The organism is Variovorax sp. R-27 (assembly GCF_049913215.1).
In the GTDB taxonomy this organism is placed as follows: Bacteria; Pseudomonadota; Gammaproteobacteria; order Burkholderiales; family Burkholderiaceae_C; genus Variovorax.
The window spans coordinates 6062011-6084339 of record NZ_CP183984.1 but is presented as its reverse complement, the minus strand read 5'-3'; the positions used below and the strand labels follow the sequence as shown (position 1 = coordinate 6084339).

Below are 22329 nucleotides of genomic sequence, written 5' to 3'. Positions count from 1 at the left end.
CTTGTTCAGTGGCGGCCTGCGGCGTCGGCCTCGGCCAGCGCGCGGCGGATGCGGTTGACGGTGGTCCATGCCACCAGCACAGCAAGCAGCGGCATCAGCCAGGCCGTCCAGCCCGGCAGCGGCAAGCCCAGCGCCACGTAGAGGCCGAGTGCGCCGAACACGAAGGCCCGGTCGCTCTTGCCCAGCGGGCCGTCGTAGCGGCGCGAGGCACCCACCGTGGCGCCCAGCGCGCCGGCGAATTCGCTCAGCCCGGCCAGCACGATCACCGTGCCGACCCAGAAGCCGCTGAAAGGCAGCACCAGTGCAAAGGGCAGGTACAGCGCCGCGTCGGAGACCACGTCGGTCAGTTCGTTGAGGAAAGCGCCCAGCTTGCTCTGCTGGTTGTGCTCGCGCGCCAGCATGCCGTCGATGGCGTTGAAAGCCATGCGAAGGAACATCCAAAGTGGAATGAGCCCGAAGGCCGCCAGCGAGGGCGCCGCGAAGAAGAGCCAGAGCCCGAGCGCGACCGAAACGACGCATGCCGCCATCGTGACCTGGTTGGCGGTGACGCCCATCGCATGCAGGCGGACCACCAGCGGCCGCAGCAGGGCCTGGAAACGCGGCTTCAGTTCGTAGATCGACACGTGTTGGCTTCCCCTCGTTTGTTATGTGCCGAAGCATTCTGCCAGTCTGGCCCAAGGACTAAACTTGCCGACGCAGACCCTTACCCAATGACCATCCAGACAGACGACTTCGCGCCCGCCCCCCAACGCGTGGTGTCCGCAGCCCCCGCATCGCCCAACGAAGAGGCGATCGAGCGGGCCCTGCGCCCCAAGCTGCTCGACGAGTACGTCGGCCAGGCCAAGGTGCGCGAGCAGCTCGAAATCTTCATCGGCGCCGCGCGCAAGCGCAAAGAGGCGCTCGACCACGTGTTGCTGTTCGGCCCCCCGGGCCTGGGCAAGACCACGCTGTCGCACATCATCGCGGCCGAACTGGGCGTCAACCTGCGCCAGACCTCCGGCCCCGTGCTCGAAAAGCCCAAGGACCTGGCGGCGCTGCTGACCAACCTGGAGCCGAACGACGTGCTCTTCATCGACGAGATCCACCGCCTGAGTCCGGTCGTCGAGGAAATCCTGTACCCCGCGCTGGAGGACTACCAGATCGACATCATGATCGGCGAGGGCCCCGCGGCGCGCAGCATCAAGCTCGACCTGCAGCCCTTCACCCTGGTGGGCGCCACCACCCGCGCCGGCATGCTGACCAACCCGCTGCGCGACCGCTTCGGCATCGTCGCGCGGCTGGAGTTCTACACGCCCGAAGAGCTGGCGCTGATCGTGACCCGCAGCGCCCGCCTGCTCAAGGTGGAGACCGACGAAACCGGCGGCTTCGAGATCGCCCGCCGTTCGCGCGGCACGCCCCGCATTGCCAACCGCCTGCTGCGCCGCGTGCGCGACTACGCCGAGGTCAAGGGCAATGGCCGCATCACCGAAGAAATCGCGCACAAGGCGCTGGCCATGCTCGACGTCGACCCGCAGGGCTTCGACCTGATGGACCGCAAGCTGCTCGAAGCCGTGATCCACCGTTTCGACGGCGGCCCGGTGGGCCTCGACAACGTGGCGGCCAGCATCGGCGAGGAGCGCGACACCATCGAGGACGTGATCGAGCCCTATCTCATCCAGCAGGGCTACCTGCAGCGCACGCCGCGCGGGCGCATTGCCACGCTGGCGGCTTACCGCCACCTGGGCGTGACTCCGCCTTCGAGCCGTTCCGACGGACAAGACCTCTTTGGAGCCTGAAGACATATGCACACTCATGACCTGAGTGCCTGGCAGCACGACCACCATTTCGGCGCCGACACCGCCTCCGCCGAGCGCAGCACCCGCCTCGTGATGTGGATCACCGCCGCGATGATGGTCGTCGAGATCGGCGCCGGCTGGTGGTTCAACTCGATGGCGCTGCTGGCCGACGGCTGGCACATGAGCTCGCATGCGCTGTCCATCGGCCTGAGCGCCTTTGCCTATGCGGCCGCACGGCGCTACGCACGCGACCCGCGCTTTGCCTTCGGCACCTGGAAGATCGAAGTGCTCGGCGGCTTTGCGAGTGCGCTGGTGTTGCTGGGCATCGCGGCGCTGATGGTGGTGGGCTCGCTCGAGCGGCTGTGGTCGCCTTCGGCCATTCACTACCCCGAAGCCATCTCGGTCGCGGTGCTGGGGCTGGTGGTCAACCTGGTCTGCGCGCGGTTGCTGGGCGGGGCGCATCACCATCATCACGGGCATGACGATCACCACGCGCATGGCGACCATGGCCACGACCTGAACCTGCGTTCCGCCTACATGCACGTCGTGGCCGATGCCGCCACCTCGGTGCTGGCCATCGCGGCGCTGCTGGGCGGTTGGTTCTACGGCTGGGCCTGGCTCGATCCGGCGATGGGCATCGTCGGCGCGGTGCTGGTGGCGGTCTGGGCCAAGGGGCTGCTGAAGGAAACCGGCAAGGTGCTGCTCGACCGCGAGATGGACCACCCGGTGACGCAAGAGATCCGCGAAGGCGTCGAGACGACGCTGGCCGATTCGGAAACTTGCGTGGCCGATCTGCACGTGTGGCGCGTGGGGCGCGATGCGTACGCCTGTGCGCTCACGGTGGTGACGCATTCGATGACGCTGACGGCCGACCAGGTGCGGGCGTGCTTCTCGATGCACGAGGAAATTCGCCACTCCACGGTGGAAATCCAGCGCTGCGTCGACTAGCTCCCGCTTCTTTCTGCGGGCCGCGTGTGCCGCACGATCAGAATCTGCGCCGCGTAGTAGGTAGCCAGCACCCACAGCGACGCCAGCGGCAGCGGTGACACGAAACGGTTCGTTGCCAGCAGAGAGTCGCTCAGCATGAAGAAGCAGGCGCCCACCGCAACCCACAGCGCGGCAGGGTCTGCGCTTCGTAGCACGGCGGCCCGCCCGATGGCCTGTGCCGCCATGCAGGCGATCACGATCACATAGACGCCGACCGGCACCCGCAGGGCGACGGGCAGCCCACCTTGCCAGAGAAACGCGTACATCCCCGCGCCGATCAGCAGCGTCGCCGCGAGCACGCCGCGGCGCGGAAACAGGCCGACCCCGATGCGGAACAGCGCGATGTAGGCCAGGTGCGCCAGCAGGAAGCACACGAGCCCGGGTACGAAAAGCTTGGCCGGCCCCATCAGCAGCACGTCGCCGGCCAGCGATGCCACCAGCCCCGTCAGCAGCAGTCCGTCGAAGGTCGTTACGGCACCGGCCGCCATCGCCCGCCGCGCGGCGAAGAAGATCGCGATCGACAAAGCCAGCGGCTTGAAGACGAGGTGCAGCCAGCCGATGCCCAGCGCCGCGCTCGCCGTGGCCAGGGCCGCTGCCTCGATCAGCAGCACCTCGGTCATCGACAACCGCCCCTGCAGCACACCGCCGATGGCCCACAGGCTCGCCGTCAGCGCGGCCAGCCAGACGGCGGCCTGCGGCAGCGGCATGGTGTCGGAGAACCACAGGAAGAATATGGCCCCCGCCAGCATCAGCATGAACTGCACGCCCGCGAACCACTGCACGGCCGGGCTCACCACCGGTTCGTAGCGCGTCACCTTCGAAATGTCGAAGGCCGGTTTCGGAAATCGCGCTGCCACGTCGGCCGGCCGCCAGCCCGGCGGCTTGAACCACACGCGCAGCTTGTCGGCCCAGCTGCGTGCATGCCATGAATCCTTCGCCAGCGCCCAGTACACCTCGGCGTTGGCCCACAGCGGGTCCCAGCTGCGCAGCTCGCCGCGCGTGCCGTAGACGCAGCGTTCGTCTTCCTCGCGGAAGCTGCCGAACATCCGGTCCCACACGATCAAGATGCCGCCGTAGTTGCGGTCGAGGTACTTGTCGTTCACCGCGTGGTGCACGCGGTGGTTCGAGGGCGAGCAGAACCAGCGGTCGAACCAGCCCAGCTTGCCCACCTGCTCGGTGTGCACCCAGAACTGATAGAGCAGGTCGACCAGAGCCACCACGCCGAACACCAGCGGTGGCACGCCCGCCACCGCCATCGGCAGATAGAACACCCAGCCCAGCAGTGCGCCGCTCGATGTCTGCCGCAACGCGGTCGACAGGTTGTAGTGCTGGCTCTGGTGATGCACCACGTGCGCCGCCCACAGGAGGGCCGACTCGTGGCCCATGCGGTGCAGCCAGTAGTAGCAGAAGTCGTAGAACACCAGCGCCAGCAGCCAGCCGTACCACGTCGTCCAGAAGTCGCGCGCTGCCTCTTGCGGAAACAGCGCCACAGCCGAATACACGGCCGTGTAGATGCCGATGCGCAACAGCCCCGTGAGCACCGCGCTGATCTGGCTCAGCATGCCCAGGCCGATGCTGTTCACCGCGTCGGCGAGGCGGTAGGTGTCATGCCCCGTGCCGCGTCGTGCGCGCATGCGGCCGACCGCGAATTCGATTGCGATCAGCAGGAAGAAAACGGGAGTTGCGAGAACGATGATCTGGCCGGGGCGCATCGCGCGATTGTGGCGTTGCCGTTGGGCCACAAGTCACCGGGATGTCACGGAGGCGCCATCGTATGGTCACGTGGCGGTGGGAGCCTACCCGTCCATGCAACGCGACGACGCCTTCCTTCGTGCATGGCACGACACCGCGACCCGGGCCCTCGACCCCGAGGACGATGATCGCGTACGTCCACCCCTGCAATTCCGCACCCTCTGGATTTCCGACCTGCACCTGGGCACGCCCGGCTGCCAGGCTCGTGCGCTGCTCGACTTCCTGAAGCACACCGAGTGCGAGACCCTGTTCCTGGTCGGCGACATCATCGACGGCTGGCAGCTCAAGCGCCACTGGTACTGGCCGCAGGCGCACAACGACGTGATCCAGAAGCTGCTGCGCAAGGCGCGCAAGGGCACGCGCGTGATCTTCATTCCGGGCAACCACGACGAGTTCGCCCGCAAGTACCTGCATCACAACTTCGGCGGCATCGACGTGGCCGAAGAATGGATTCACGAGACGGCCGACGGCCGCAAGCTCTGGATCATCCATGGCGACCTGTTCGACGGCGTCATCCAGTGCGCCAAGTGGCTCGCCTACGTGGGCGATTCGCTCTACGAGTTCACGCTCAAGCTCAACCGCCACCTCAACTCGCTGCGTGCGCGCATGGGGCTGCCGTACTGGTCGCTGTCGAAGTACCTCAAGGGCAAGGTCAAGCGCGCGGTGAGCTACGTGGGCGACTTCGAAGTGGCCGTGGCCCGCGAAGCCCGCAAGCGCGGCGCACAGGGCGTGGTCTGCGGGCACATCCACCATGCCGAGATGCGCGACATCGACGGCATCCTCTACTGCAACGACGGCGACTGGGTCGAGAGCCTGACGGCACTGGCCGAGCATGCCGACGGCACGCTGGAAATCATCGACTGGGCGCAGCACATGCCCGTGCCGACGAAGGCGACGCCGCAGCGCGAAGCCGTCGCGGCCTGAGCCCATCCGAGCAGGCCGGTCAGCCCTTGCGGCCGGGGTCGTTCGTCGTATGGCCGAGTTGCTCGCGCCAAGCGTCGTAATGCCGAAGCATGCTCTTGCTCATTTCGTCCATCCATAGCCACCAGGCCAGTGCGAAATTCTCGGGGCCATCGGGCTCCGGTGACGTCTGGAAAAGGCTGGCGGGCGGTTCCGGCAGTTCGTAATCGCACAGCCGCTCGACGCTGCTGTGCGGGAAGCCGGGAATGACAGTGCTCACTGCTGTGCTCCTTCGAGGGCGGCGCGTTCTCGGGCGCCCGGAACAACTCCCGCACGCATTGGAGCAGGAACCGGGACGCCGACGTATCGGATTATCCCGAATGAAAACAAAAGACTACGGAAGGCGGTGGCTTTCGAGGCGCCATGCCGCGCGTGGCCGCGTTCGTCCGATCCGACGATGCCGCCGGGCCTCCGGGGGCCTCACACTCGGCCGGTGTTATTCCGACAGCAGGAGACGACAAACACCATGGCCTGGGCACTCACGGCGGCGGAGACCGCATTCCGCGACGAGGTTCGAGACTTCCTGGCGCGTGAGCTGACGCCCGAACTGCGTGCCGCGGGCCGGCGCTGCTCCGGTATCTTCACCGACTACGAATACGGCAACCGCTGGCACCGCGTGCTGGCAAAGCGCGGCTGGAGCGTGCCGCAGTGGCCGGTCGAGCACGGCGGCACCGGCTGGACGCCGATGCAGCACTACCTCTTCGCGGCCGAGCTTGCCGCCGCCGATGCGCCACCGCGCGCACCCATGGGGCCGGGCATGGTCGCGCCGGTGATCATCGCCTTCGGCACCGAGGCGCAGAAGCGCGCGTGGCTGCCCGGTATCCGATCGGGCGAGGACTACTGGTGCCAGGGCTACTCGGAGCCGCAGTCGGGCTCCGACCTGGCCTCGCTTCAGTGCAAGGCGGTACGCGACGGCGACCACTATGTCATCAACGGCACCAAGATCTGGACCACCCACGCGCAGTACGCCAACCGCATGTTCTGCCTTGTGCGCACCACCTCGGGCGGCAAACCGCAGCAGAGCATCAGCTTCCTGTGCTTCGACATTCCCGCGCCGGGCATCACCATCCGGCCGATCATCAGCATCTCGGGCGACCACGAGCTCAACCAGGTGTTCTTCGACGACGTGCGCGTGCCGGCCGACGGGCTCATCGGCGAGGAGAACCAGGGCTGGACCATCGCCAAGTACCTGCTGCAGCACGAGCGCGGCGGCGCATGGGCGCCCATGCTGCGCGCACGCCTGTGCCGGCTGACAACCGCGGCAGATGCAGCCTTTTCAGCTTCAGGCGGCGACGCACACGAAGCCGACGACATGGCCCTGCGCCTGGCCGAAGCCGAGTGCGCCATCGACGCCCTCGAGGCCACCGAGCTGCAATCGCTGCGCGCGCAGGCCCGCGGCGAGCAACCGGGCATCCGCCCGTCGATGGGCAAGGTGCTGGGCTCCGAGCTGCGCCAGCGGCTGACCGAGCTCGGCGTGGAAATCGCCGCCCACTACGCCGCCGCCGATCTGCCGCTGGACGACGGCCTGCAAGGCGAGCTGCCGATTCCCGAAGACGCCGTGTTCTCGATGTCGGCCTACCTCAACGACCGCGCGGCCTCCATCTACGCGGGCTCCAACGAGGTGCAACGCAACATCGTCGCGGCCCATTTGCTGGCGAACTGAGGTCCTTCCATGAGCACCCTCACCGAGCAGGACGAAACCCTCGCGATGCTGCGCGACAGCCTCGCGCGCTACCTCGACGACAACCACGGCTTCGAGCAGCGCCTGTACGCGCTGCGCAAGGCCGACGATGCGCCTCCGCCGTTCTGGCGGGGCCTGGCCAGCGAGCTCGACCTGCTGGGCGCGGCGCTGCCCGAATCGCAGGGCGGCCTCGGTGGCGGCATGGCCGCCCACCTCGCGATGATGGAAACGCTGGGCGGTGCGCTCGCTGCCGAGCCGTACCTGTCGACGATGGTGATCGGCGCGGGCCTGCTGCAGCGCCACCCCGGCGCGCAGGCCGATGCGCTGCTCAAGCGCATCGTCGCCGGGCAGGCCGTGCTTGCCTTCGCGCACGGCGAGCCGCAGAGCCGGCACGACCGCGCCGATGTGCAGACCGAACTCGCGCGCGACGGCGGCGGCTTTCGCCTGAACGGCCGTAAGGCCGTGGTGCACGCCGCGCCGTGGGCCAGCCACTTCATCGTGAGCGCGCGCAGCGGCGCCGGTCTCTCGCTGCTCGTCGTGCCCAGGGAAACAGCCGGCGTGCGCCTGCGCGCCTACCCAACCCGCGACGGCGGCCGCGCCGCCGACATCGCCTTCGACGACGTGCGCCTGCCCGCTGAAGCGCTGCTCGGCGCCGAGGGCAGCGCGCTGCCGCAGATCGAGCGGGCGCTCGACGAAGCCACGCTCGCGGTCTGCGCCGAGTCCATCGGCGTCATGCGCCGCCTGATGCGCGACACGCTCGACTACGTACGCCAGCGCAAGCAGTTCGGCGTGCCGATCTCCAGCTTCCAGGTGCTGCAGCACCGCCTGGCCGATATGCACATGGCGCTGGAGCAGGCAGCCGCGCTCACTGCGAGCGTCGGCGAGCACGTCGACACAGCCGACCACAACGAGCGCGCCCGTGCCGTGTCGTCCGCCAAGGTCGCAGCCGCCAAGGCCTGCAAAGCCGTGGGGCAGGGCGCGGTGCAGCTGCACGGCGGCATGGGCATGACGGAGGAACTGGCGGTCGGCCACTACGTGCGACGCGCCACGCTCATCGAAGGCCAGTTCGGCCCGCCCGCGTGGCATTTGCGCCGCGTGGCGAAGCTGCGCCCGGTCGCAACGTAGACATCGGGGGCTCGCATTCGTCGCTTTGGACGATGCAGCCCCGCCGCCCCCGAGCCAAGATGCCTCCACAAACAGGAGACAGACCATGGCAGGTCCATTGCAAGGCCTTCGGGTGATCGAGATGGCGGGCATCGGCCCCGGGCCCTTCTGCGCGATGCTGTTCGCCGACATGGGCGCGGAGGTGGTCCGCATCGAGCGCCCCGGCACGCGCACCGCGCCGCACGACATCCTCGCGCGCGGGCGCAGCACGCTGCAGGTCGACCTGCGCGCGGAAGGCGCGGCGCAATCCGTGCTCGACGCCATCGCCAAGGCCGACGTGCTCATCGAAGGCTTCCGTCCCGGGGTGATGGAGCGCCTGGGCCTCGGCCCCGCCGAATGCCATGCGCGCAACCCGCGCCTGGTCTATGGCCGCATGACAGGCTGGGGCCAGCACGGCCCGCTGGCGCATGCGGCAGGCCATGACATCAACTACATCGCCATCAGCGGCGCGCTGCACGCCATCGGCCGCGCGGGCGAGCCGCCGGTGCCGCCGCTCAACTACGTGGGCGACTTCGGCGGCGGCGCGATGCTGCTGGCCTTCGGCATCCTCGCCGCACTGCACGAGGCGAAGAACTCCGGTCAGGGCCAGGTGGTCGATGCCGCCATGACCGACGGCGCGGCGCTGTTGTCGGCCATGATGTACGGCTTCAAGTCGGCCGGCCAATGGAGCAACCAGCGCGGCGAGAACATGCTCGACGGCGGCGCGCACTTCTACGACACCTACGCGTGTGCCGACGGCAAGTACGTGGCCGTGGGTGCCATCGAGCCACAGTTCTACGCGCTCATGCGCGAGCGCTGCGGCATCGCCGACGACACCGCCTTCGACGCGCAGATGGACGCCGACCGCTGGCCGCTGCTCAAGCTGCGCATGGCCGACGTGTTCCGCACCCGCACGCGCGACGAGTGGTGCGTGCTGCTCGAAGGCAGCGACGCCTGCTTCGCGCCCGTGCTCGACTGGGACGAGGCCCCGGAGCATCCGCACAACGTGGCGCGCGGCACCTTCGCCAACGTGGGCGGCGTGGTGCAGCCCGCGCCCGCGCCGCGCTTCAGCCGCACCGCGTCCGTGGTGCCACAGGCCACGGCGCGCGATGACGGCTCCACCGTGCTGCGCCGCTGGGGCATGGCGGCCGATGCCATCGCACCCCTGTGCGGCGCCTGAAGGAGCCCCGCATGTTCCTCACCCAACCCCTGCTCAAAGGCCGCCGCGAAAACGCCCGGGCCACCGCCGTGGTCTGCGGCAACACGCGCCTGGACTTCGGCGCCTTCACCGACCGCGTCGCGCGCCTGGGCGCCGTGCTGAAGCAGCTCGGCATGGCGCGTGGCGACCGCGTCGGCATGATGAGCCTCAACTCGCACCGCTTCGTCGAATACTTCTTCGGCACCTGGTGGGGCGGCGGCGTCATCAACCCGGTCAACATCCGCTGGAATCCGAAGGAGGTCGCGTACTCGCTCGACGACTGCGACACCCGCATCCTGCTGGTCGACGACCTCTTCGCGCCCATGGTGCCCGCGCTGCGCCAGCTGTCGAAGTCGCTGCGCACCGTGGTGTATTGCGGCGACGGTGCCGTGCCCGAGGGCATGGCCGGCTACGAGGCGCTGCTGGCGCAAGCGCAGCCCATCGACGACGCACCGCACAGCGGCGACGAGCTCGCGGCCATCATGTACACGGGCGGCACCACTGGCCAGCCCAAGGGCGTGATGCTCACGCACGGCAGCCTGTGCATCAATGCGCTGGGCACGGTGGCGGCATTGCCGCGCGACACGCACGACGCGGCCGCCATCGTCGCGGCGCCCATGTTCCACGTGGCCGGCTGCGGCGTGGCGTTGCAGAGCCTGCTGCGGCAGATGCCGGTGCACGTGGTGCCGATGTTCGACGAACTGGCCGTGCTGCAGACCCTGCAGTCGGCGCGCATCACAGAGATGTTCCTGGTGCCGACCATGATCAAGCGCGTGATCGAGCATCCACGCTTCGCCGAGTTCGACCTAACGAGCCTGCGCCTGCTGTCGTACGGCGCGGCGCCCATCGACGCGGCATTGCTCGACCAGGCCATGCGCGCCTTTCCGGGCACCGCGTTCGCGCAGGTGTACGGCATGACCGAGCTGTCGCCCGTCGTCACCGCGCTGCCGCCGCACTGCCACCTGCCCGGGACCGACCGCGAGCGCCTGCTGCGCTCGGCGGGCACGCCGATCTCCATTGCCGAAGTGCGCATCGTCGACGGCGAAGACAACGAGCTGCCCCACGGCCAGGTCGGCGAGATCGTCGCGCGCGGCCCCATGGTCATGAAGGGCTACTGGAACAAGCCCGAGCAGACCGAGGCCGCGCTGCGCGGCGGCTGGATGCACACCGGCGACGGCGGCTACATGGACGAGCAGGGCTTCGTGTACGTGGTCGACCGCATGAAGGACATGATCGTGAGCGGCGGCGAGAACGTGTATTCGGCCGAGGTCGAGAACGCCATCGCGCAGATGCCGCAAGTGCTGATGTCCGCCGTGATCGGCGTGCCCGACGACAAGTGGGGCGAGCGCGTGCATGCGGTGATCGTGCGGCGCGAAGGCATGGCGCTGGAGGCAGAGGCAGTCATCGCCCACTGCCGCGAGCAGATCGCCAGCTACAAGTGCCCGCGCAGCGTGGAGTTCCGCGACGCGCTGCCGCTCTCGGCGGCCGGCAAGCTGCAGAAGTTCCAGCTGCGCGAACCCTTCTGGGCCGGCAGGGAGCGCCGCGTCGGCTGAGCCCCGCCAAGACCGCAAGACAACAAACCAAGGAAGACAACATGTCCATCGATTTCCGCCGCTCCTGGAGCGACGAAGACCTGGAGCTGTACCGCGACAACGTGGTGCGCTTCGTCGAGACCGAAGTGCTCCCGCACGACGAGGAAGCTCGCAAGCGCGGCCACGTGGGGCACGAGGTGTGGCGCAAGGCCGGCGCCCTGGGCCTGCTGTGCGCCGACATTCCCGAGGAATACGGCGGCGCGGGCGGCGACTTCCGCCATGAGGCCGTGGTCTACGAGGAGATGTCGCGCCGCGCGCTCACCGGTATGGCCACATCGGTGCACGCCATCGTGGCGCATTACTTCCTCAACCACGGCACCGAGGCGCAGAAGCTCCACTACCTGCCGCGCATGGCGCGCGGCGAGCTGGTGGGCGCCATCGCCATGACCGAGCCCGGCGCGGGCTCCGACCTGCAGGGCGTGCGCACCCGCGCCGAGAAAACGAAGGATGGTAAGGACGGCGGCTACCTCATCAACGGCTCCAAGACCTTCATCACCAACGGCTTTCTCGCCGGCGTGGTGCTGGTGGTGGCCAAGACCGACCCGACGCAGGGCGCCAAGGGCACGTCGATCCTCATCGTCGAGACCGAGGGCTGCAAGGGCTTTCGAGTGGGCCGCGTGCTCGACAAGATCGGCATGAAGGCGCAGGACACCTCCGAGCTTTTCTTCGACGACGTGCGCGTGTCCGCCGATGCTCTGCTGGGCGGCGTGGAAGGGCAGGGCTTTTTCCAGCTCATGAGCGACCTGCCTTACGAGCGCACCATCATCGGCCTGAGCGCGCTGGCCACCATGGAAGGCGCCTACCAGGCCACGCTCGACTACGTGCGCGACCGCAAGGCCTTCGGCAAGCCGATCGTCGAGTTCCAGAACACCAGGTTCAAGCTGGCCGAGATCGCCACGCAGATCAAGGTGGGCCGCGCCTTCATCGACCGCTGCGTGGAAGATCTCGTGGCCGGCAAGCTCGACACCGCCACCGCCTCGATGGCCAAGCTCTGGGGCTCGGAGGCGCAGGGCCGCGTGATCGACGAGTGCCTGCAGTTGTTCGGCGGCTACGGCTTCATGAACGAGTACATGGTGGCGCGCATGTACGCCGACGCCCGGGTGCAGCGCATCTACGGCGGCACCAACGAGATCATGAAGGAAGTGATCGCCAGGGCGCTTTGAGCCGCAGCGTGTTCAGTCAGGACAGCCGCCGGATCTCCGCCCGTGCAATCTCGCGGTGGGGGTACGACGGCGAGAGGCCGATGAACTGGGTGTATTTCTCGCGCGCCGCGTCGGTGTGGCCCGCGTCTTCCAGCTCCAGCGCCTCCAGCGTGAACTGGGTGAAGAGCCGGTTGGCATCGTTCTCGCGCGCCGACGCGGCCAGCGACTTGGGCTGCAGTTCGGGTTGCGCGGCGTAGATCTGCCGCTGCACTTCGATCACTTCGATCAGCGCGCGGCCGATGCGCTGGATGTTCTCGTCCACGGGGTCGAGGCCGGTGGCCCGTACATCCGCAGCGGCCTGGTCCAGCAGATGCGAGGCCACGCGCAGCAACTGGTGGAGCTGTTTGTGCGTCGTCATGGGTGGGCCGCTCCGCGCACGCAGCAGCTTTCGGGCTTCGCCGCTTCGGCGAAGCCGGTTTCGTGCAGGGCCCTCATCCGTTGTTCCGCTTGGCGCTGGATGCCGCCGTCCGCGCGCGCGGCTTGCGCTGCGAGACTGGCTGGGCCGCGGCTTCTTCCTCGGCACGCAGTTTGTCGGCGAGCTGGCTTGCCCGCTCGGCGATGGCCAGGCTCTTGGCCATTTCGGCGCCGTGCACCTTCACCGAGAACGCCTTGCTCACGCTGCCCTTGCCCGTGGTGTAGGTAATGGCCAGCCAGTAGCCGGGATGGCTGGGGTTGGGCGTCTTGAAGTGAACGCCGCTCACGCCGCTGGTGTTGTTGCGCCGGGTGATTTCCGATTTGGAGCGCTTGGCCGTGCGCGGCCCGGGCGGATGGGCCGACAGCCCCATGCGGATCGCCTCTTCGGCCGGATGAATGCGCGCCAGCCCCGTCATGCGCTTGAGCTGCTGCGCGCGCTCCTGGATCGCCAGCGCCTGCGCGTCGTCGCCCAGGTCCGCGACAGAGAAGTCGGTGCGAAGAATTTCGTCGGGCGCGATGTAGGTCTTGGCCATCCACGCCCGCACACGGCCGCCCGGCGCGAGATGGTGGAACACGCCCGTCACGCCGGTGCTGTTGTTGGTGCGGTGTTTTTCGGCCCGCTCGCGGCGCGCCTGCGGCGGCACGCTGCGCACGATGAAGTCGCGCCAGTCCTGCGCGTGGAGCAGGGCCTGTTCCGCGCCGCCGTAGCTGGCCTTGCCGAACAGCCTGTGATGGCGAACGCCATTGCGAACTATGGAAACCTCGAAACCCCAGGACCTGGAGTAGATGCCGTACATGGCTGCCGGGTTGGGGATACCTTTGGGCATTCTCGACGTGATGCTGCTGCTTTTGCACTCAGTTTTGCTGAGTCTGATGGGCTCCCCGATTCGCTCGTCGCTCATCGGCGCGCGCATTTCGCAGCTATTTTGGCCCAAGCGCCATGACGATTCCGCGGAAGCGGTCATGCCCGGGACAACGCGGGGCATAGCGCCGGGGATGAGGCGTGCGTTTTCGCCGGCCCTTTCACTGCTGCGGCCTTGCCTCGGCGGTGGCCAGGCCGTGCTGCCGAGCGCCTTGCTGGGCGCCCTGCCGGAAGGGAATGGTGAGCGGGTCGTTGGCGGGGGCGGTGTTCGACATCAGCTTCTGCTCGAGCTGGCGCTCGCGCTCCTCGATGGCCAGCAGCTTGGCCTTCTCTGGCCCGTGCTCCTTGATGGAGAAGGCCTTGCTCACGCTGCCCTTGCCCGCGGTGTAGGTGATGGCGAGCCAGTAGCCTGGGTGGCCCGGGTTGGGCGCCTTGAAATGCACGCCGCTCACGCCGCTGGAATTGGTGCTGCGCCTTATCTCGGACTTCGAGCGCTTGGGCGCCAGCAGTTCGGAGTGGGTGGCCGGCGGGCTCTTGCGGATCGTTTCCTCGGCCGGATGCAGCTTCGCCAGCCCGGCCATGCGCTCCAGCTGCCGCTCACGCTCCTCGATGGCCAGCGCCTGCGCGGCCTCGCCCACCAGGTTCACGGGAAAGTCGGTGCGCAGGATCTCGTCCTGCCCGATATAGGTCTTGGCGACCCAGGCGCGCACCCTGCCGCCCGAGGCGACCTGGCAGAACACGCCGGACACGCCGGTGGTGTTGTTGATCCGCAGCTTCTCGGCCCGGGTGCGCCGAGGCACCGGCGGCACGCTGCGCACCACGCCGTCGCGCCAGTTCTGTGCCTGCAGCAGCGCCTGCTCCTCGCCGCCGTAGCTGGCGCGGCCGAACTGCTTGTAGTAGCGCGTGCCATTGCGCACGATCGACACCTCGAAGCCCCAGGCACGAGGGTAGATGCCATACATGGCGGCGGGGTTAGGAATACCTTTGGGCATGGTGGCTCCGTCTTGCGTCGCTCTCTGTTGCTTGCGGTACCGCAGCGTTCGGAAGGCGCGGTTCCTGAGAGGGATGCTAGGGATTGCGAGGCGGCCGGGGTATCACCGGAATCCGTAGTAATCGTGACTGTCGAAGTCACCATTGAAGAACTAAGTTCTACATCGGGGCCGGGCAGGCTGCTACCTGATCACCCCGAGCCTGCGTGCAATGGCCACGGCCTGCGTCCGGCTCTTCGCGTCCAGCTTCATGTTGATGTTGCGCAGGTGCGTGCGCACCGTGCTGTCCGACACGAACAGCTTCTCCGCCATTGCGTTGTTCGAATAGCCCTCGGCCAGCAACTGCAGCACGCGGATTTCCTTGCGCGTCAGCGGCTCCTTCATGGCGTTGTCACCGGCCGGCGCTTCCGCTTCGCCTGTTGCCGCCGGTCCCACGGCTTGCAGCAGCCGCTGCAGATGGTCCGCCAGGATCGGGTCGTTGGTGCTGCCGCTGCGCGCGCCCTCATGCTGCGCTGCCGCATACCGATGCACCAGCATTCCCACGGCCGGCCCCTCGTCGAGGATCAGCCGCATGAACCCTTCCTGGCTTGCCGTCTGCAGCACTTCGCCGAATTCGTCGACGGCGGCGGCCACATCGCCCACGCGCTGCAGCGCCAGCGCGCGCAGCACCTTGAGCTTGAGCACGCGCCGGTTGCGGGCCGAGGCCAGCGCGGCATGCAACTCTGCGTCGAGCACGCCCAGCGCGCCGCGTGCGTCGCCGAAGGTGATCTCCCAGCGTGCCTTCGCCAGCGCGAGGTAGTCGAGGTCGTGCGCCGGCAGGCGTTGCCGCTGCTCGCGCTCCCACAGCGCGGGGTCGTCGGCGCGCAGCAGTTCGTCGTGCGATGCGGGCCCGTTGCCCTGCAGCAGCAGCATGCGCGAGCGCTCCAGCTTGGCACCCGCCACCACGCGCGGCAACTGCCGGTGGTGGCCCAGGTATTCGAGCTCGGTCAGCGCCTGGAAGGCCGCGTCGATGTCGCCTGCATGGAACGCGAGCCGCGAGCGCATCACGTGGCTCAGGATCATGTGGTCGGGCAGGCCCACGTCGCGCGCCAGCGGCAGGTACACGTTCAGCAGGTGCTCGGCCTGCACGAGCTGGTTGGTCTCGTACACGGCGCCCGCGTACAGCACGCCGGCCCATGCATTGCCGTGGCTGTGGTTGTACGACACCGCATGCGTCGAATCGACCGCCATGCGCAGCCGCGCGGTGGCCTGCCGCAGGCGGCCTTCGTGCAGGTCGAACAGGCCGGCCAGCGACTCGGTATACATGCGGTTGAAGGTGCTGTTGCCCTGCTCGCGCCGAGCCACGTCGAGCAGGCGCCGGGCCTCCTGCTGGTCGCCGCGCACGGCCAGGATGTGGGACATGGCGTTGAGCAGCACGCTGTCGGCAAAGGCCAGGCCGGTCGGCAGGCGCGCCAGGCTCGGCCGGCCGGCCTCGTAGGCCTCGTCGTGCCGGTCCTGCATGGCCAGCAGCAGGGGCACTAGCGTGTGGGCGCTGGCGCGCACTTCGGCAATGGGGCTGTCCAGGCAACCCGACTGCTCCAGCTGCCGCATCGCGTCCCACGGGCCGTGCGTGAAGCAGGTGGCCCACAGCGAGATGGGCTGCAGGAACGGGTGTTCGCGCAGCTGATGTTCGGGTATGGCCGAGAACCAGCGCGCCAGCATGCGCATGCGACCCTGTTCGAGGAACTGCGCCGCGTAGCTGTCGAGCAGGGTCAGCGCATACGGATGGTCGCCGCCCTCGATGGCGTGGTCGATGGCGGGCACGGGGCGGTCGTGCGCTTCGTACCAGCCCGCTGCTGCGAGGTGCAGGCGCTCCAGCTCGCCGGGTTGCTCGCGCGCCAGCTGCGCGCGCAGGAAGTCGGCAAACAGGCTGTGATAGCGCCACGCATCGCCATCGCCGCTCACGGGCGTGACGAACAGGTTCGACGCGGCCAGCCGTTCGAGAATGGCTGCGCAGTCCACGCGCGGGCACAGCGCCTGGCACACCGATGCGTCGAGCTGCCGCAGGATGCTGGTGCGCAGCAGGAAGTCGCGTATCTCCTGCGGCTGGTGGGCGAGCACGTCTTCGGCCAGGTAGTCGGCCACGGCGCGGTCTGAGCCTGAAAAGCGTTCGACAAAACCGCTCGTGGTGCCATGCCGCTCCAGCGCCATCGACGCGAGCCAGATCGCGGCCACCCAGCCTTCGGTCTTGCGGTACAGCTGCGACAGCATGTCGGCCGGCAACGCCTGGGTTGCCTGCGCCTGGCGCAGGCTGAAGAAGGCGCTGGTTTCTTCGAGGCTGAAGCGCAGGCGGTCGGTGTCGATCTCCATCAGCTGGCCGCGCGCGCGCAGCCGCCCCAGGCCCAGGTCGGGCAGGCTGCGCGAGCCGATCACGATCTGCCCGCGTCGCGGCAGGTGCTCGATGATCTCGCGCACCAGCCCCAGCACGGCCGGCTCCTGCACTCTTTCGAAGTCGTCGAGAAACAGCGTGAAGGGCGAGTCGTGGGCGGCCAGCGCAGCCACGGCATCGAAGGGTGCATTGGCGAGCGGCTCTTCCACACCCAGGCGCTGCACGGCCTCGGCCAGGCATGCGAGAAAGCGCGAGACGTCGTTGTCGGCGCGGTCCAGCGTGAGCCACGCGGTGGCAATGCCCTGCGCCTCCATGCGCTCGCGGATCTGCGCCATGGCCGTCGTCTTGCCGAAACCGGCCGGCGCCCGCACGAGCACCAGCTTCACGGCTGCCGAGGCGATCTCCTCGCTGATCGCGGTGCGCAGCACCTGCGTGGCGACGAAGGCCGGGGGGTTGAGCTTGGTTTCGAGAATCCGGGGTGTGGGGGACTGCATGCGGTGCTGCTGAAATCCCGTCGTTTCCGACGATGTGTGCGGCTGATTCTGCTTCCTAAACTGGCTGTGGACAAACCCGTCAAGACACCTCAAGGACACCAGCAGATGCAACTCGATTCCAGCATTGCAGCCGTCGTCACCGGCGGCGCCTCGGGGCTCGGCGCCGCCACCGCGCGCCGCCTTGCCAGCCACGGCGTGAAGGTCGCGCTGTTCGATCTCAACGCCGAGCAGGGCGAAGCCTTGGCCAAAGAGCTGGGCGGCGTCTTCTGCAAGGTCGACGTCACATCCGAAGAACAGGTCGATGCGGCGTTCGCCAAAGCGCGCGCGGCGCACGGGCAGGAGCGCGTGCTCGTCAACTGCGCCGGCACCGGCAATGCGGTGAAGACCGCGAGCCGCGACAAGGCCACCGGCGAGATCAAGCACTTTCCGCTCGCGAATTTCGACCGCATCATCCAGATCAACCTGGTCGGCACCTTCCGCTGCATTGCCAAGTCGGCGGCCGGCATGCTCACGCTCGACATGCTGCAGGACGGCGAGCGCGGCGCCATCGTCAACACCGCCTCGGTGGCCGCGCAGGACGGCCAGATGGGGCAGGCCGCCTACACCGCGTCGAAGGCCGGCATCGTCGGCATGACGCTGCCGATTGCGCGCGACCTCATGAGCGAGGGCATCCGCGTGAACACCATCCTGCCGGGCATCTTCGACACGCCGCTGCTGCAGGGCGCACCCGACAACGTGAAGGCCGCGCTGGCGGCGTCGGTGCCGTTTCCGAAGCGGCTGGGCAACCCCGCGGAGTACGCGACGCTGGCGGAGCTGATGATCACCAACGGGTATTTCAACGGCGAAAGCGTGAGGCTCGACGGCGCTATCCGCATGGCGCCGCGCTGAGCGGTTCGACCCTCCGCACGCTCGCGCACGGACATACCTCTTATGGGGGATGTGCAGGCGCGCACCTTCCGATTGAATTCGCAGCCAGAGGCAGCATGGCCGGGCGATGCATCGGCCGTACCAGGTGCCACTGGAGGGGAATTCGATGAGCGCTATCGACGAAGAGGTGACCAGGCGACGCGACGCGCTGGGCGATCCCGCTTTGACAGGTTCGACCCGGAAGTGGGGGCTTGCGCTTTCGGGCGGTGGCATCCGCAGCGCAACTTTCTGCCTCGGCGTCTTCAGCGCGCTCGCGCGGCGAGGGGCGCTGCTGCGCTTCGACCTGATGTCCTCGGTGTCGGGCGGCGGCTATGCAGCCTCCATGCTCGGGCGGCTCTTCAGCAGGGCGCGCAATCGCGCGGATCTCGATCGCATCCAGGACGAAGTCGGCAAGGCAGGGTCGAGCTGGTTCATCTGGTGGCTGCGCGCCAACGGTCGCTACCTGATTCCGCGCGGGCCGCTCGACCGCACCTTCGCGGTGGCGCTGTACCTGCGCAATCTGCTCGGCGTGCACGTGGAACTGGGCCTGGTGTCCGTGCTGGCGGGGCTCGCGCTTGCAGCGCTGAATCTGGTGGCCTGGTGGGGCATGGCGGAAGTGGGGTACCTGCCCGGCATCGCGGGCTACTTCCAGTGGCTGGCCGAGTGGCTGCCGTCGTGGACCCCGGTGGTCTGGCTGGCGCTGCCGGTGGTCGGAGTGTTCGTGCTGGTCCATGCGTCGGCTTATTGGGCCGTGCCGTGGGTGGAGGCCACGCGCCAGCAAGGCGGCGTCTGGAGGATCTGCCTGGCCGTGCTGGTCGCGAGTGCCCTGCTGCTCGGGCTGGGCCTGACATTCGGAGATGTCCGCAGCGAGACCGGCGACGATCTCAGGAACTTTCTCTGGAGCGGTTTCGGCGTGCTGATCGCCGTCTGGTTCTTTGCCGTGCGCCTGGCGGACGGCGTGTTGACGGAGTCCGAAGACCGCGGCACGCACCAGCCGCAGTCCGACAAGGCGCGCAACCTCCTGACGAACAAGCTCGCCTTCAGTTTTCGCGTGCTGATCGTCGTGCTGGCGGTCGGTCTGGCCGATCGGCTCGCATGGCATGTGGCGTTCCAGCAGATCGGGCTGGCGAGTGCGGGCATTTATCTCGCGATGGCAGCGGCAGTGTTGCGTGCGGTGCTGCCGCTGGCGTCGAACCTGGTGCCGGGGCGGTCGACGTCGAAGGCCCTCATGGCCATTGCGCATCTGCTGGGCTATTTGCTGGCCTTCCTGCTGTTCGCGTGGTGGGTGTCGCTGGTGTACAAGGCCGTGCTGGGCGGGCTGTTCGTGCCGCGCCAGGACCTGGCTTTTTCCGATGCATGGCACATCTGGGGGCTGCTGCTGGTGCCGGTCGTGAGCTATCTCTGGTGCACGGGCAAGACGCCGGCGTTCCTGAACCTCTCGTCGCTGCATGCCTTCTACCGGGCACGGCTGATCCGCAGCTATCTGGGTGCGGCCAACGCGCAGCGTTTCGGCCAACCTTCGGCGCAGGGCGCGTACGGGGTTCTGGGGGCGTTGGACTCCGTGCCGGCCGTGTTCCCGCCAAACCTGGACACCGCTTCGGTCAACACGATCGTTGCGGACGATGACGCCGATCTTGCGCACTACAAGCCGCAGGCCCCTGGAGGACCGGTCCACCTGCTCAATGTGTGCCTCAACCAGACCAAGGACCCGAGGGGGCAGCTCTTCAACCAGGACCGCCGCGGCCTGTCGTTGACCGTGGCATCGGGCGGCTTCATGCGGGTGGGGCAGGAAGAGTGGAAAGAGCTGAAAGGCAGCGACACGCCGATGACGCTCGGCAGCTGGATGGCGGTGTCGGGTGCCGCTGTGGCACCGGGCCTGGGCAAGCTCACGCGCGGCGGGGTGGCTGCACTGCTCGTGTTCGCGGGCGTGCGGCTGGGCTACTGGTGGCGCCAGCCGGAGAAAGACAAGAAGCATTGGTCGGATTTCCTGACCAAGTCGTGGGGCCTGATGCGCGAGACGCTGGCGATCTTCGAGGGCAAGGAGGGCCGCGACTGGTTCATGACCGATGGCGGGCATTTCGAGAACACCGGCGCCTACGCGTTGCTCTCGGAACGCGCGGAAGTCATCGTCGTGGTGGATTGCGGAGCCGACCCCGACTACACCTTCGGCGATGTCGAAAACCTGGTGCGCAAGGCACGCATCGACTTGCAGGCCGACATCGAGTTCCTGCGGCCCCGGCGGGCATTGCCGGGCGAGGTTCCGCGCGGGCTGGCGTCGGAGCCCCCGGGCTTCTACGGTGCGCTGCACGCATTCGGCTCGCTGCAGGAGCTGGCCTCGAACGCGAGCAATGCCTGCCTGGCGGTGGCCCGGATCAATTACTCCGACAGGGACGGGGTTGTGGAGGTGGGGCCGAAGCTGAAGCGGGAGCGCGGAATCCTGCTGATCGTCAAGCCGAACATGTGCAAGGGCCTGCCCATCGATCTTCAGAACTTCAAGCGGGCAGCGCCAACCTTTCCCCAGGAAACGACCGCCGACCAGTTCTTCTCGGAAGCGCAATGGGAGAGCTACTTCCGGCTCGGGCAGGTCCTGGCGCAGGACCTGAGCCCGGCATTCATCGAGGCTCTGCGCGCGGACTGCGTCAAGAACGAGCCGGTGCATTTCGTGCCGGACGACTGCTCGGTGGCCCTGTCGGGCGCTGCGCTGAACGGCGACGAGAAAGCGGCGCGCGGGCGCATCATCGGCAGCGTGGGCGCAACGGCGGTGGGTGCGTCGATCGGGCTGGGCGCGGCGGCGACGCTGGGGGTGTCCGCCTGGCAGGCGATCGACAGTGTGAAGGTGGGGAGCGCCAGCCGCGTGGACAGGGAGCGCAAGGCGCTCGATGAACTGAGCGATCTCTGGAGCAAGCTGCCTGCGGCTCTTCCTGCGAATGCCAGGCCGACGCAGGTCGCCCCCCAGCTCGAGGCGCTGGCCAGCGAGCTTCTCAAGACCGCAGACACGCTGTGCCCGGCTGGCGAGGTGGACTGGTTCAAGCGCTCCGAGCTGGCCAGGCGCATCTACGCCGACACCCTCAGCGAGTGCCGCAAGGTGGTGCCCTATGTCTTTTCTCGCGCTTGCAAGGGGCTTGTGGAGGCAGAGCATCCGGAGGCGCAGAGCAGGCTTGCCGTCTGCCTCAAGCAGGAGCCGGGCAAGACCTCCAAGGAGCCGCTGCCGCGCTATTGGGGCTATGACTATTCGGCCGTGGCGCCGCTCGATGGCATGCACCTTTGCAGTCCATTCCGCGCCGAATTGCTTAAAGCCCGCAATCGGTATCTGGCTGATTACGGAGAGGCCGACGATCAAAGCGCTTCGCTGTCCGGGAAGGATGCAGGAGCGCCGGAGTCGAACGACCTTGGCGCGCGACGCGCATGTCCCAAGGTAGAGGCGACGCCAGCCGGGGCCCCGCCGCCGGCGGTTTCTCCTGCCGCGATTCCACCAGCACCAGCTGCGTCGTCGCCCGCATCTGCCGCATCGTCGCCTTCTGTTGCACCACCAGCGCCAGTCGCTCCCGCTGCGACGCCTCGCAGCGAGGCCGCGAGGAGCGAGTCCTGCAAGGGCGAGAGGGTCTACATCCAGATTTACGACGGCAGCCAGAGAGACAGCGTACGTACCTATCGTGAGCGTTGGCAGCAAATAGGCGCCAGCGTGCCGCCGATCGAAGACGTCACGGAGTCGGCGCGCAAGAACAGCCTCCCGCCGCCGAGGCAGGTGAGCCAGCCCACGGTGCGCTATCACGACAAGGCGTCGATCGGTTGTGCCTACGCGCTGCTTCGCGAGGTGGGCTATCCCAATTGGCTCGTGGAGCAGCTGTCCCCCCGACTCAAGCCGAGCAATCGCACCGTCGAGGTCTGGATTCCGACCTCGGCATCACTTCCCGCGAAGTAGGGGACGGAAAGCGGGAGTCCAAAATCGTCCGTTCCGACGACGCTGCGCCGCGGCACGGGGCCAACAATTCTCCAAACCCCAGAC

17 protein-coding genes are annotated in these 22329 nt (G+C 68.0%); 10 read left to right on the top strand and 7 right to left on the bottom strand.

Annotated elements, in window-relative coordinates:
* Window positions 1–5: 5 nt before the first annotated feature.
* A complete protein-coding gene (locus tag ACN9MV_RS28540) occupies window positions 6–623 on the bottom strand; it encodes a CDP-alcohol phosphatidyltransferase family protein (protein WP_426390499.1) in 618 nt (205 codons plus the stop codon).
* An 87-nt stretch (window positions 624–710) separates the two neighbouring features.
* Between ACN9MV_RS28540 and ruvB the strand changes: the two genes are divergently transcribed.
* Both ruvB and dmeF read left to right on the top strand, forming a co-directional pair.
* Complete coding sequence (ruvB, locus tag ACN9MV_RS28535) at window positions 711–1775, top strand: Holliday junction branch migration DNA helicase RuvB (protein WP_093056682.1); 1065 nt, start codon at window positions 711–713, stop codon at window positions 1773–1775.
* Window positions 1776–1781: 6 nt separating this feature from the next.
* The gene (gene dmeF / locus ACN9MV_RS28530) at window positions 1782–2723 is read left to right on the top strand and encodes a CDF family Co(II)/Ni(II) efflux transporter DmeF (RefSeq protein WP_426390498.1); all 942 of its coding nucleotides are present in this window, start codon (window positions 1782–1784) and stop codon (window positions 2721–2723) included.
* On the opposite strand, the gene ACN9MV_RS28525 is transcribed toward dmeF, so the two are convergent.
* On the bottom strand, window positions 2720–4474 hold the full coding sequence (locus ACN9MV_RS28525) for a lysoplasmalogenase family protein (protein WP_426390497.1): 1755 nt from the start codon (window positions 4472–4474) through the stop codon (window positions 2720–2722). The two genes, dmeF and ACN9MV_RS28525, sit on opposite strands and share 4 nt — an antisense overlap.
* Before the next feature lie 94 nt (window positions 4475–4568).
* Here ACN9MV_RS28525 and ACN9MV_RS28520 point away from each other — a divergent pair, with 94 nt between their 5' ends.
* Window positions 4569–5438, top strand: a complete 870-nt coding sequence (locus ACN9MV_RS28520; protein WP_093056679.1) for a UDP-2,3-diacylglucosamine diphosphatase — start codon at window positions 4569–4571, stop codon at window positions 5436–5438.
* A 19-nt stretch (window positions 5439–5457) separates the two neighbouring features.
* Here ACN9MV_RS28520 and ACN9MV_RS28515 read toward each other — a convergent pair whose 3' ends face one another.
* Window positions 5458–5694, bottom strand: coding sequence for a hypothetical protein (locus ACN9MV_RS28515; RefSeq protein WP_093056678.1), 237 nt, complete (start codon window positions 5692–5694; stop codon window positions 5458–5460).
* Between the two features lie 246 nt (window positions 5695–5940).
* Here ACN9MV_RS28515 and ACN9MV_RS28510 point away from each other — a divergent pair, with 246 nt between their 5' ends.
* From ACN9MV_RS28510 to ACN9MV_RS28490, 5 genes are all read left to right on the top strand, one after another.
* On the top strand, window positions 5941–7137 hold the full coding sequence (locus ACN9MV_RS28510; protein WP_426390496.1) for an acyl-CoA dehydrogenase family protein: 1197 nt from the start codon (window positions 5941–5943) through the stop codon (window positions 7135–7137).
* A gap of 9 nt (window positions 7138–7146) precedes the next feature.
* Window positions 7147–8280: an acyl-CoA dehydrogenase family protein gene (locus ACN9MV_RS28505; protein ID WP_426390495.1), complete on the top strand. Its 1134-nt coding sequence runs from the start codon at window positions 7147–7149 to the stop codon at window positions 8278–8280.
* Window positions 8281–8365: 85 nt separating this feature from the next.
* The gene (locus ACN9MV_RS28500; protein WP_426390494.1) at window positions 8366–9478 is read left to right on the top strand and encodes a CaiB/BaiF CoA transferase family protein; all 1113 of its coding nucleotides are present in this window, start codon (window positions 8366–8368) and stop codon (window positions 9476–9478) included.
* A gap of 11 nt (window positions 9479–9489) precedes the next feature.
* Window positions 9490–11049, top strand: a complete 1560-nt coding sequence (locus ACN9MV_RS28495; RefSeq protein WP_426390493.1) for a long-chain-fatty-acid--CoA ligase — start codon at window positions 9490–9492, stop codon at window positions 11047–11049.
* A gap of 41 nt (window positions 11050–11090) precedes the next feature.
* Window positions 11091–12251: an acyl-CoA dehydrogenase family protein gene (locus ACN9MV_RS28490; RefSeq protein ID WP_093056674.1), complete on the top strand. Its 1161-nt coding sequence runs from the start codon at window positions 11091–11093 to the stop codon at window positions 12249–12251.
* Between the two features lie 16 nt (window positions 12252–12267).
* Here ACN9MV_RS28490 and ACN9MV_RS28485 read toward each other — a convergent pair whose 3' ends face one another.
* From ACN9MV_RS28485 to ACN9MV_RS28470, 4 genes are all read right to left on the bottom strand, one after another.
* A complete protein-coding gene (locus tag ACN9MV_RS28485) occupies window positions 12268–12648 on the bottom strand; it encodes a hypothetical protein (RefSeq protein WP_093056673.1) in 381 nt (126 codons plus the stop codon).
* 73 nt (window positions 12649–12721) lie between these two features.
* A complete protein-coding gene (locus tag ACN9MV_RS28480; protein ID WP_426390492.1) occupies window positions 12722–13531 on the bottom strand; it encodes an AP2 domain-containing protein in 810 nt (269 codons plus the stop codon).
* A 196-nt stretch (window positions 13532–13727) separates the two neighbouring features.
* Window positions 13728–14558, bottom strand: a complete 831-nt coding sequence (locus ACN9MV_RS28475; protein ID WP_093177351.1) for an AP2 domain-containing protein — start codon at window positions 14556–14558, stop codon at window positions 13728–13730.
* A 180-nt stretch (window positions 14559–14738) separates the two neighbouring features.
* The gene (locus ACN9MV_RS28470) at window positions 14739–17417 is read right to left on the bottom strand and encodes a LuxR C-terminal-related transcriptional regulator (protein WP_426390491.1); all 2679 of its coding nucleotides are present in this window, start codon (window positions 17415–17417) and stop codon (window positions 14739–14741) included.
* Window positions 17418–17522: 105 nt separating this feature from the next.
* Between ACN9MV_RS28470 and ACN9MV_RS28465 the strand changes: the two genes are divergently transcribed.
* Both ACN9MV_RS28465 and ACN9MV_RS28460 read left to right on the top strand, forming a co-directional pair.
* Window positions 17523–18305, top strand: coding sequence for an SDR family NAD(P)-dependent oxidoreductase (locus ACN9MV_RS28465; RefSeq protein WP_093056669.1), 783 nt, complete (start codon window positions 17523–17525; stop codon window positions 18303–18305).
* A 145-nt stretch (window positions 18306–18450) separates the two neighbouring features.
* The gene (locus ACN9MV_RS28460; RefSeq protein WP_426390490.1) at window positions 18451–22245 is read left to right on the top strand and encodes a patatin-like phospholipase family protein; all 3795 of its coding nucleotides are present in this window, start codon (window positions 18451–18453) and stop codon (window positions 22243–22245) included.
* Window positions 22246–22329 lie beyond the last annotated feature (84 nt).